At 38.2% G+C, this 11800-nt stretch carries 15 protein-coding genes; all 15 read right to left on the reverse strand.

Annotation, left to right across the window (positions count from 1 at the left end; all coding sequences use genetic code 11):
- Positions 1-69: 69 nt before the first annotated feature.
- Positions 70-1350: a UDP-N-acetylglucosamine 1-carboxyvinyltransferase gene (locus C7958_RS06025; protein ID WP_111571767.1), complete on the reverse strand. Its 1281-nt coding sequence runs from the start codon at positions 1348-1350 to the stop codon at positions 70-72.
- Positions 1351-1409: 59 nt separating this feature from the next.
- On the reverse strand, positions 1410-1970 hold the full coding sequence (locus C7958_RS06030; protein ID WP_111571768.1) for a YueI family protein: 561 nt from the start codon (positions 1968-1970) through the stop codon (positions 1410-1412).
- Positions 1971-2190: 220 nt separating this feature from the next.
- Positions 2191-2622, reverse strand: a complete 432-nt coding sequence (locus C7958_RS06035) for a F0F1 ATP synthase subunit epsilon (protein WP_111571769.1) — start codon at positions 2620-2622, stop codon at positions 2191-2193.
- Between the two features lie 3 nt (positions 2623-2625).
- The gene (gene atpD, locus C7958_RS06040) at positions 2626-4038 is read right to left on the reverse strand and encodes a F0F1 ATP synthase subunit beta (protein ID WP_111571770.1); all 1413 of its coding nucleotides are present in this window, start codon (positions 4036-4038) and stop codon (positions 2626-2628) included.
- Positions 4039-4062: 24 nt separating this feature from the next.
- Positions 4063-4983: an ATP synthase F1 subunit gamma gene (gene atpG, locus C7958_RS06045; protein WP_111571771.1), complete on the reverse strand. Its 921-nt coding sequence runs from the start codon at positions 4981-4983 to the stop codon at positions 4063-4065.
- Between the two features lie 2 nt (positions 4984-4985).
- Positions 4986-6566: a F0F1 ATP synthase subunit alpha gene (gene atpA / locus C7958_RS06050; RefSeq protein ID WP_111571772.1), complete on the reverse strand. Its 1581-nt coding sequence runs from the start codon at positions 6564-6566 to the stop codon at positions 4986-4988.
- Position 6567: 1 nt separating this feature from the next.
- Positions 6568-7128, reverse strand: a complete 561-nt coding sequence (atpH, locus tag C7958_RS06055) for an ATP synthase F1 subunit delta (protein ID WP_111571773.1) — start codon at positions 7126-7128, stop codon at positions 6568-6570.
- Positions 7125-7625: a F0F1 ATP synthase subunit B gene (gene atpF, locus C7958_RS06060; RefSeq protein WP_111571774.1), complete on the reverse strand. Its 501-nt coding sequence runs from the start codon at positions 7623-7625 to the stop codon at positions 7125-7127. Before atpF ends, atpH begins: the two co-directional genes overlap by 4 nt.
- Before the next feature lie 199 nt (positions 7626-7824).
- Entirely contained in the window at positions 7825-8082 is a 258-nt protein-coding gene (gene atpE, locus C7958_RS06065) for an ATP synthase F0 subunit C (RefSeq protein ID WP_111571775.1), read from the reverse strand.
- 38 nt (positions 8083-8120) lie between these two features.
- A complete protein-coding gene (locus tag C7958_RS06070) occupies positions 8121-8528 on the reverse strand; it encodes an ATP synthase subunit I (RefSeq protein WP_111571776.1) in 408 nt (135 codons plus the stop codon).
- 40 nt (positions 8529-8568) lie between these two features.
- On the reverse strand, positions 8569-8826 hold the full coding sequence (gene atpE, locus C7958_RS06075) for an ATP synthase F0 subunit C (RefSeq protein ID WP_111571777.1): 258 nt from the start codon (positions 8824-8826) through the stop codon (positions 8569-8571).
- Between the two features lie 21 nt (positions 8827-8847).
- Positions 8848-9507, reverse strand: a complete 660-nt coding sequence (atpB, locus tag C7958_RS06080; RefSeq protein WP_111571778.1) for a F0F1 ATP synthase subunit A — start codon at positions 9505-9507, stop codon at positions 8848-8850.
- Between the two features lie 95 nt (positions 9508-9602).
- Positions 9603-9824 (reverse strand): AtpZ/AtpI family protein, encoded by a 222-nt coding sequence (locus tag C7958_RS06085; protein ID WP_111571779.1) that lies wholly within the window; start codon positions 9822-9824, stop codon positions 9603-9605.
- A gap of 194 nt (positions 9825-10018) precedes the next feature.
- Positions 10019-11059 (reverse strand): glycosyltransferase family 4 protein, encoded by a 1041-nt coding sequence (locus tag C7958_RS06090; protein ID WP_111571780.1) that lies wholly within the window; start codon positions 11057-11059, stop codon positions 10019-10021.
- Positions 11060-11167: 108 nt separating this feature from the next.
- A complete protein-coding gene (gene upp, locus C7958_RS06095) occupies positions 11168-11779 on the reverse strand; it encodes a uracil phosphoribosyltransferase (RefSeq protein WP_375669762.1) in 612 nt (203 codons plus the stop codon).
- Positions 11780-11800: the final 21 nt, after the last annotated feature.

The following is an 11800-nucleotide window of genomic DNA, read 5'->3' on the forward strand; positions in this document are numbered from 1 at the left end:
TATTTTTTTGAAAAGCAAAAATTGACTTTTAAAACAGAAAACCGCTGAAATATCAGCGGCAGGTTTTATTTACTCAGATACTTTATTTATTGAAGCTCCAACTCCTCGCAGCTTCTTCTCTATATTTTCATACCCACGCTCTACATGATAGATATCCTTGACCTCTGTTTCTCCTTCGGCAGCCAGCCCGGCCAGAATAAGTGCAGCTCCTGCCCGCAGATCTGTAGCTTTTACTTCGGCACCAGTCAGGCGGCCCGGTTTGATGAGAGCACTGTGTCCATCAATTTTGATTTCTGCTCCCATTCTCTTCAGCTCATCTACATGCATAAAACGATTTTCCCAGACTGTTTCGATAATTAAACTCGTCTCATCAGTTTGAGTCAATAAAGCCATCATTTGAGACTGCATGTCTGTAGGAAAACCCGGGTAAGGCAGTGTTTTAACATCAACCGCCTTTAAGTCATTCCCTGCTTTAACCCTGACACCTGCTATGTCTTCTTCTACAGTAATGCCCATCTCATGCATTTTAGCAATTAATGGTTTTACATGTTCAGTCAGTACATTGCGTACAAATACATCTCCACCAGTGATAGCAGCCGCTATCATATATGTACCAGCCTCGATCCGATCAGGTATGATTCGATGTTCAACTCCATGCATCTCATCTACACCTTCAATTTTGATGATATCTGTACCTACACCTTTAATATTAGCTCCCATCACAGTCAAAAAGTTTGCCAGGTCGACAATTTCTGGTTCCCGGGCAGCATTTTCGATAACTGTTTTACCCTCAGCCCGGCTGGCAGCAATCATAATATTAATAGTAGCCCCTACACTGGGATAATCAAGATAAATCTCTGCTCCTTTTAATTGATCAGCCTTTACATCCACAACTCCATGGTCTAAATTAACCTCTGCTCCCAGAGCCCTGAAACCCTTAAGATGAAGGTCGATAGGACGATTACCAATATTACAACCTCCGGGAAGGGTGGTTCTGGCATGACCTGATTTGGCAAGCATCACTCCCAGTATATAGTAAGAAGCACGCAGTTTCCTTGCTAAATCATGATCTGCTTCTGTTTTAATTTCTCCAGTTGGATCAATCTGAATCCTATTTTTATTTCTTTCTATTTTTGCACCCATATCTTCAATAATACTGCATAAATTGGTGACATCTCTAAGTCGCGGAATATCATCTAGCACAACCTGAGAATCAGCAAGTAAAGATGCAGCTATAATTGGTAAACCTGCATTTTTTGATCCCCCAACTTTAATTTCTCCTGCAAGTGGATTTAAACCCTGAATAATATACTTGTCCACTTCTAAAAGCCCCTTTCTAAAATAAATCATTCCTTTAAATACTATAAAATCGAATTAAATTTCATTATTTAATCATTGATAAATGTCAGTTATTTATTTTGACAGCCTATACAATCTGTACCAGTTAATTTATCGAATATGCCGGCCTTTTTGTAATTTATTTTTTCTTCCGGCGCTTTTTCCATTAATTCCTTCCAACAATCACTGCAGAGCAAAGAGCCTGCATTCCTTATAATGTTATCAGATAAACCTTTTTTTTGCAACTTTTCTTGTCGATCAGGAATCCGTCCAAACTGCTGGGTTACTGCATCTTTCCCGGCAACTGCCAGAGCTACATTTCCCCGGAAGTCGGGAGAGTTTTTTCTATTAAATCGAAGCCCTTCTTCCCGGGCCCATTTTATATAATCTGAGATACATTTTTTATCAATATCTCCTCTAATTATCAGCTTATTTGCCTCTTTACTTTTTAAAGCATCTTTTACCTCAGGGTATAAAGCTCTTTCTTTAATCTGATCCTCTGTCAAATAAGCAATAACTCGTTCTGCATATTCACCCAGAAATCTATTTTTTTCACCTTTTTTAATTTCAGTCGGACCAAAAGCTCCCTCACGGGCTTTTCGCTCTAATTTACTTTCATTATTGTTTGGCATAATTATACCCTCCTCTTAATATTTTAACACTTTCAGTTCGAGATGTACACCTACCGTTTACCGAACCAATATTCGGAAATAAATAAAGTAAATAGAAAGAGAAAAGAGCCCTGGTTAGGGCCCTTTAATTATACAATAAATATTCTATTTAAAGCCTCCCGACTTTTTTCGACATAAATCGGGCGGTTCACGGTGCGTGCACATAAACGAACATTTTCAGTTATAAACGATCATAACCGTGATCATGGTGCCCGGCTGCTTTGAGACGCGCCAGGGCCCGATCATAGGCTGCTTCGGCACGGGCAAAATCAACATTTTCGTGACCTTTTTCCAGCTTTTCTTCCGCCCGTTCCCGGGCAGCTTCTGCCCGCTCAATATCAATTTCTTCCGGCAGCTCAGCTGTTCTGACCACCAGATTAATCTGATCAGGCTGAACTTCCATAAAACCGTTACTGATAGCTATCTGAGTTTCCTCACCCTCTTTAACAACTCTAACAGTTCCAATTTTCATTGCTGTTACTAAGGGAGCATGTTTGGGCCAGATACCGATCAATCCATCAATAGCTGGTGCTTCTATCAAGTCTACCTGTTCACTGTAGACCAATTTTTCCGGAGTTACTACATCAAGCTTAATTTTTGGTGCAGCAGCCATTGGCTACTCACCTTCTTCCAGCTGTTTAGCTTTTTCTACTGCGTCTTCGATTGTACCTACCATATAGAAAGCTTCCTCCGGCAGATCATCATAACGCCCTTCTAAAATTCCTTTAAATCCGCGAATTGTATCATCCAGTTCTACATACTTACCTGGAGTTCCTGTAAACTGCTCAGCAACAAAGAAAGGCTGAGATAGGAAACGTTCAATCCGACGAGCTCTATTTACAACAATTTTATCTTCTTCAGATAATTCATCCATACCCAGAATGGCGATAATATCCTGTAAGTCTTTGTATTCCTGTAAAATCTCCTGTACCTCACGAGCAACATTATAATGTTCATCTCCCAGAATTCTGGGATCAAGAATATTAGAAGTTGAATCAAGTGGGTCAACAGCAGGATAAATTCCTTTTTCCACAATATCTCTTGAGAGTACTGTTGTAGCATCTAAGTGAGCAAATGTGGTTGCAGGAGCAGGGTCAGTCAGGTCATCTGCAGGTACATAAACTGCCTGAACAGATGTGATTGAACCTTTCTTGGTTGAAGTAATTCTCTCCTGTAAGGTACCAACATCATAAGCAAGTGTTGGCTGATAACCTACCGCTGAAGGCATTCTACCTAAAAGTGCAGATACTTCAGAACCAGCCTGAATAAAACGGAAAATATTATCAATAAATAATAATACATCCTGACCGGCCTCATCACGGAAATATTCAGCCATTGTCAATCCTGTAAGACCAACCCGCATCCGGGCTCCAGGTGGCTCATTCATCTGACCAAAAACCATGGCAACCTTATCTAAAATATCGGCTTCCTGGAATTCCAGCCAGAGGTCATTACCTTCTCTGGTTCTTTCTCCTACACCGGAGAATACAGAATAACCACCGTGCTCTGTCGCTATGTTATTAATTAATTCCTGGATAAGTACCGTTTTACCTACACCAGCACCACCAAAGAGACCAACCTTACCACCACGAGTATAGGGCGCTAAAAGGTCAATAACTTTAATTCCAGTTTCGAAAAGTTCTGTTGATGATTCCTGCTCTTCAAACTTTGGAGCAGGCCGGTGAATAGGCATTCTTTCGTCTGTCTCTACCTCACCACGATTATCAATTGTCTCTCCTAAAACATTAAATACTCTTCCGAGAACTGCTTCACCAACCGGGGTACTGATTGGATCTCCTGTATCTACAGCTTCCATTCCTCTTACAAGTCCATCTGTGGAAGACATAGCAACTGTTTTTACTCTGTCATCACCCAGCTGCTGCATTACTTCACAGGTTAAATCTATGTCATTTTCTTCATTTTGTATTTTGATAGCATTGTAGATCTTAGGTATATTACCATCCGGAAATTCGATATCAACTACCGGTCCGATAACCTGAACTACTCTACCAATGTTCTGGTCACTCACGCAAATTCCTCCTTTAATAAAACTTTATTTAAGTGCCTCTGCTCCACCAACAATTTCTGTGATTTCTTTAGTGATTTCTGCCTGACGGGCTCTGTTATATTTCAATGTCAATTTATCGATCATTTCGTTTGCATTTTCAGTTGCAGAATCCATGGCAGTCATCCGGGCACCAAACTCACTTGCTTTAGACTCTAAAAGAGCTGAATAAATTACATTAATTAAATACTGCGGTAAAATATTAGCAAAAACTTCAGCCGGGGAAGGTTCAAAAATATAATCTACATATTTTTTTGCTTCTGCTTCCTCTCCCGCTGTTTCCGCATCCATCTGCTCCTGCTCCTCAACTTCAGCCGCCTCTGCCTCTGCTTCTTCCTCAAATTTTTCTACAGGTAAAAGCTGCATAGTTTTTACTGACTGACTGATAGCGGAATTAAAGTGAGTATAAACTAGTGATACCTTATTAACATCTTCTGCTTCAAAATGATGAATAATCTCGTCAGCGAGATTGTTGGAAAAACCATAACCTGGATAATCATCAAGCTGAACATATTCGGCCATGATATCTGTCTCAAGGCGGCGGAAATAGTCACGAGCCTTACGGCCGAGAACCATTAAAGAAACCTCTTCTTCTGTTTCCACAATCTCTTCAGCTGCATCAATCACCTTATGATTATAGGCTCCACAGAGACCTCTATCACCTGTAATAACAATTACTAAATGTCTGCCGCCCTCTCTTTCTGCTAAAAGTGGATGAGTCGCTTCTTTAGTTCTGGTAAACACACCTCTTAAAACTTCCACAGTTTTATTGAAAAAAGGTCGGGCATCTTCTGCTCTATCCTGAGCATTTTTCAGTTTGGCGGCAGCAACCATTTTCATGGCTCTGGTAATCTTTTGAGTGTTTTTAACACTCCCTATCCGCCTCTGAATATCGCGCATATTCTGCATTGTTATTTCACCTCAGCTTCCTCTGCTTCGGTATCAGCTTCGCTAGAATCCATATCTACAATAGTATTTTTTTGAATCTGGAACATATCTTTGAATTCTTTAACCATCTCATTTAATTTTTCTTTCAGCTCATCAGATAATTTTCCTGATTCAACAATTTCTTCTTTTACTTCAGCATAATTGCTGTCGATAAAGTTAAGATATTCTTCTTCAAATCGTCCTAAATTATCAACTGGAAGATCATCTAAATGACCATTTGTTACAGTATAAATAATGATAACCTGTTCTGCTACCGGCATTGGTGAATACTGGTTCTGTTTTAGAATCTCTACAATTCTTTCTCCACGGGCCAGTTTCTGCTGAGTAGCTTTGTCAAGGTCAGATCCAAACTGGGAGAAAGCCTCAAGCTCACGATACTGAGATAAATCCAGTCTCAATGTACCGGCAACATCCTTCATTGCCTTAATCTGAGCATTACCACCAACACGAGATACAGAAATACCTACGTTAACAGCCGGTCTTACACCTGAGAAGAATAACTCACTCTCAAGATAAATCTGACCATCAGTAATCGAAATTACGTTGGTCGGAATGTAGGCGGAAACATCTCCAGCCTGAGTTTCAATGATCGGCAGAGCAGTTAAAGAACCTCCACCTAAATCATCATTCAATTTAGCTGCACGCTCTAATAACCGGGAGTGTAAGTAGAATACATCACCAGGATAAGCTTCACGTCCAGGTGGTCTTCTTAAAAGAAGTGACATGGAACGGTAAGCCACCGCATGTTTGGAAAGATCATCATAAATAATCAGCACATCTCTATCATCTTCGTACATAAAATGCTCACCCATAGCACAACCGGCATAAGGTGCAATATATCTAATTGGAGCTGGCTCACTTGCAGTAGCAGAAACTACTATAGTATAATCCATTGCTCCTTCTTCTCTCAGTCTTTCTGTAAGCTGAGCTACGGTTGAATTTTTCTGGCCGATAGCCACATAAATACAGATTACGTCATTATCTTTCTGGTTAATAATTGTATCAATACCAATTGCTGTTTTACCAGTCTGACGGTCACCGATTATTAGCTCACGCTGACCTCTTCCAATTGGAGTCATCGCATCAATTGATTTTAAACCTGTCTGCAGTGGTACTTCTACAGGCTGACGCTCAACTACACCAGGTGCTTCCGATTCTACTGGACGATATGTATCACTGTCAATTGCACCTTTTCCATCAAGCGGCTGTCCAAGTGGATTAACAACTCTTCCTAAAAGAGCATCTCCAACCGGAACCTCAACCACCCGACCGGTGCGTTTTACATCATCACCCTCTTCAATTAATGTTTCATCACCGAGTAAAACAACCCCGATATTATCTTCCTCTAAGTTCAGTGCCATTCCGAAAACTTCATTGGGAAATTCCAGAAGTTCTCCGGACATAGCATCCTTAAGACCGTAGACATGAGCGATACCATCACCAACATCTAATACAGTACCGACACCCACGGATTCTAATTTTTGTCCGTAATTTTCTATTTCTTTTTTTATAATCGAACTTATTTCTTCAGGTCTCAGTTTCAAATTAATTCACCCCTAACTTACTTACTGGAATCGATTTTAGCTTCTGATTTAATGAGTTAAGCTCATTGCGCAGACTGCCGTCAATAATATAATCTTCAATTTTTAATACAATACCAGCAATAATTTCTTCATTTACATTATTTTTTATCTGAATATTATAGTCTACCAGTGAATCTAATTTTTCTTTTAATTTATCAAGTATAGAATCATCTAATTCTACAGCTGATGTAACTTCTACATGCATAATACTTTCCGCATCATCAACAAGTGTGTCAAATTCTTTAATAATTGATTCCAGAAAAAATTCTCTTCTTTTATCAATTAAAATATACAGAAAATGCAAAATATCCTCGTCAAGTTCTTCAGCAAAGATCTTCCCCAGAATCCTCTTTTTATCCTCAGGAGTTATCCGCTGATGAAAAAGAAGTTCATTTAAATCTTCATTATCCTCTATCAGCTGCCAGAACTCAGACAGATTTTCTTTTAATTCTAAAAGATTATCATGGTCTTTACCCAGCCCAAATAAAGCTCGACTGTACTTAGACGCTACTTCATTTCTCATTGCAGCTCACCCAGTTTCTCTTTATCCAGCTGATCTATAAAGTTCATAATCATCTGCTGATGTTTATTCTCGTCTAATTGCTCCTGGATTAGTTTGTTTGCTGCCTGAACTGTGTAATCAGCAATATCGTCTCTAAGTTCAGCTGCTGCTTCTTTTTTCGCCTGTTCAATTTCTTCTAACTTTTTGGCCTTTAAATTATCAGCCTTTTCTTCTGCGTTATTTATAATATCTTTAGCTTTTTTGTTGGCTCTACTTTCTGCTTTATCTACAATTTTTTGAGCCTCATTATGAGCATTTTTAAGTTTCTGCTCGTATTCTGCTTTAATTTCTTCCGCTTCTTTTCTTGTCTCTTCGGCTTCATCCAGATCACTGTTGATCTGATCAGCTCTTTTATCCAGTATTTCTTTTACTGGAGAATAGAGATATCTTTTTAATAAAAACATTAAAACAAAAAAGTTTAATAACTGCCATAACATTGTAGTGTTAATATTAACCAAGAGTACATTCACCTCCTGAAAGATAATTCAGGCTTAATTTCCGCCCAAAATATTTATACTCAAAATTTTATAAAAATCGGCAGCAAAATATGCCGATTTTATTAACGGCCCATCATTTAAGATGGGCTATCAAACAAATAATATAGTAAGCACTATTAAGTCAGGAGAATTACTCTCCCGACTTAACTACAGACTTAAACTATATTGTAAAGATTAAAACAATGGCAATAACCAGAGAATAAATGCCTGTTGACTCAGCAACAGCCTGACCTAAAAGCATAGTTGTAATAATATTACCTCTTGCTTCAGGATCTCTAGCTACAGATTCTACAGCTTTACCAGCAGCATAACCCTGACCAATACCAGGACCAATACCTGCAATCATTGCAAAACCTGCTCCTAAAAGTGCGGCTGCTCTAATAATTGTGTCAATAACTTCTGGTGAAAATTCTACCATTATAATTTCCTCCTTTCAATATTAAAAAACAAGAATTCTTATTTATACTCATCAATTTTACTTTGAAAAGTATCTTTAATTAAATCAATAACTGACCAAGAAATCACAACAAATTTAATCATAAATAAACCTACTGCAGCTGCCAGAAAATTGAGCCTGGCATGTCTAACGGCAGTAATCAGTACCAAAAAATAGAGGGCATATTCTAAAAAATATCTGTTTCTGATAAACTTCTCAGCTGATTCTTCTTCCATACTTAATGCCCTGATTATGTTATTATATTTTAATCTGAGCAGAAGAGTGGCAATTACCAGGCCAAAAACAAAACCCAGGGTAATATCATATTCTCCTGCCAGTAAAGAAGATATAATTGGCAGTAAAGAAATCAAATAAGTTTTTTTCAGGATTTCTTTCTGTACTTTATGTGGATTATCAATATCTTTCATCTATTACTCCTTAATTATTTAGTCCTCGCTTATTCGGGAACTAAATTCCAAAAATCAAAAAGATCGCAATAACCAGAGAATAAATACCAGTTGAAGCTGATATTACCTGTCCCAGCAGCATAGTTGTAATAATTGGACCTCTAGCCTCAGGCTGTCTTCTGACAGCAGATGTTGCTTTACCGGCAGCAAAACCCATTCCAACTCCGGGACCAACTCCTGCAATCATCGCTGCCCCTGCAGCAATATAAGAGACAGTTGTAATAACTGTACTGGCCACTTCGGGTGAAAATTCTATCATGATTTGCCTCCTTTCTCAAGACTAAGACTTAGCAACTGAAATATAGGCAATAGCAACCATCCCAAAAATCAGAGCCTGAATCGCACCAACAAATATCCCAAACCAGGCATGCAGTGGTACCGGAATTAAAGCCGGGGCCGCCTGATAAATAAGGGTAATAATTATACCTCCACCCACAATGTTACCAAAAAGACGGAAAGAGTGAGAAATAGGTTTTGCTAATTCTCCTATAATATTAATTGGAAGCAAAAAGATTACCGGTTCGGCAAAACCTTTTATATACCCCCAGACACCATACTCTCGCATGCCTTCGTATTGAGTTACAACAAAGACCACCAGCGCCAGTCCCAGGGTAGTATTTAAATCTCCAGTCGGGTTGGTGACACCCGGTACAACTCCAATCAAATTACCCACACCGATGTAAATAAAAATAGTGGCAATAAAAGGAAGGAATCTCCAGCCTTCTCCCGGCAGCATAGGTTCAATCTGTTTATAAATTATCTCTATTATAAACTCAGCTACATTTTGCTTGCCATTAGGACGGAGAGTCAAACTGGTAGTTAAATACTTAGCTCCTATCAAAATAATAATTACAGAAACCCAACCTACAATCAGGGTGTCCGTAATCGGTAAATAATCTTTTCCAAAAAGATAAAATAATATCTGTGGACCTGGATTCAAAATTCTTCCTCCTCTCATAAAAATAGTTTAAAAATAATAAAAGTTAATTTATCTAAAATAACTTTAATCAACCAAAATTAGTAAAAAATATTAATTTAATCATCAAAAGTTGAAATTAACAATTTATAAACAGAATAAAAACCAGCGGCAAGACCAACAAAAAGCCCACTTAGTTTAAAAAATAAATTAAAATTGAAAAAATTATCAATTACATAACCAAGACCGAAACCAATTCCTGCTGAAATAACAATTACCAGTCCAACTTCGGTCAGCAGTGATAAAGCACGCATAATTTGATGCCAATTTTTGTTATCCATTTTTATCTTACCTTTGTCATATTTTATTATATAAAGACTAAAGTTGCAAGCTAAATTGTGAATTTAACAACAAAGTTTTTAAAAGAACAAGTTTTTTACTACAGTCTCTATTTTATATTTTCAGCCAACTAGATTCTGTAAAAAACCAACAAATAGTTGAGTAATTTGCTCATATAAATTAGCTTTCAATCCAATTAGCCGTCTTCCAGAGAACAACCTTCTTTGGGAAGTTTAACAGAAAAAATCCCCAGTTTTTTGGCTCCATAAATAATTATTAAAATCACTGAAACAAAGATAATTAAAGCATGATCAAATTTAATCCCGTTAATGACAAAAGCCACTGTTCCCAGGATTGCACTGATCACATAAACTGAGATTACAGCCTGTTTCTGGTTCATTCCAATTGCCAGCAGCCGATGATGAATATGTCCATGGTCAGCCTCTCCAATTGGACGATCATTAAAAATTCTTCTGATAATAGCAAAGGTAGTATCCATAATTGGAATTGCCAGAGCCAGCATCGGCACAAAAATGGTCACCGCTGCCGCACTTTTTAAGGCCCCGGTAATCGAGACAGCTGCAATAATATAGCCGATAAACATGGAGCCTGTATCCCCCATAAAAACTTTAGCGGGATTAAAATTGTATTTTAAAAAGCCAAAACAGCTCCCGGCAAGTAAAACTGCCAGCATTGGAGCCACAATTTGATTTTCCTGCAGCGCAACCGCAAAAAGAGTTAAAACTGCGATAATCGAAACTCCTGCTGCCAGGCCATCAAGACCATCAATTAAATTAATAGTATTAATGATACTGACAATCCAGAAAACTGTAAAAGGAACTGTATAAACACCAAGATAAATAAAGCCGCCAAAAGGGTTAGTGATAAAATTAATTTTCACACCATAATAAATTAAGATTAAAGCCCCTATTATCTGACCAATAAATTTTAAAGGAGCAGAAATTTCGAATTTATCATCCAGCAGACCTAAAATCAGCATAAAAGTTCCACCAATAATGATGCCTTTAATTGTCTGATTGGCAGGCAGAAAAAACCTGAGAGGTATCATAAAGGCAAGATAAATTGCCGTTCCTCCTGCTGTAGCAATAACCTTTTTGTTTATTTTTCTTTCTCCAGGCTGGTCAATAAAATTAAAGCGATGAGCCAGCTTGATCACAACTGGAGTTATTGCTAAAGATAATATTAAAGTGATTATAAAAGCAGCCAGATAAAGCAATTAACTTACCTCCTTTTCTACGGTACCGGGTACTTGTAAAAATATTCCATTGATTAAACAAATAATTTTTTTGGGATATTTTTACAAGTACCCGGTACCTACATTTTTTTACTTAGTACCGTAAAGTCTATCCCCTGCATCACCAAGACCGGGAACAATATAAGCATGATCGTTTAATTTTTCGTCCAGAGCACCTGCCCAGATATCAATATCAGGATGTGCATCCTGAATTTTCTTAACTCCCTCCGGAGCTGCAACCAGAACCATTAATTTAACACTGCGCGGATTTCTATCTTTAATAAACCTGATTGCTTCCATAGCTGTATTACCGGTGGCCAGCATGGGATCAACTACCAGTAAATCTCTTTCCTGAACATCAGTGGGAAGTTTACAGTAATACTCAACAGCTTCCAGGGTTTCTGGATCTCTATATAAACCAATATGACCAACCCGGGCAGCCGGAATCAGCTTCAGGACACCATCAAGCATCCCCAGACCTGCTCTTAAAATAGGCACAATCCCCAATTTTTTACCAGCTATCATCTTAAATTTACCTTTGGTAATTGGAGTTTCAATTTCTACATCTTCTAAAGGCATATCTCTTGTTACCTCATAGGCCATTAAAGTTGCTACCTCATCAGCCAGCTCTCTAAATTCTTTGGGCCCGGTATTTTTGTCCCTCATTATTGCAATTTTGTGTCTGATTAACGGATGGTCCATTACATGTAATTCACTCAAAAT

The organism is Halanaerobium saccharolyticum (assembly GCF_003259895.1).
Lineage (GTDB): Bacteria > Bacillota > Halanaerobiia > Halanaerobiales > Halanaerobiaceae > Halanaerobium > Halanaerobium saccharolyticum_A.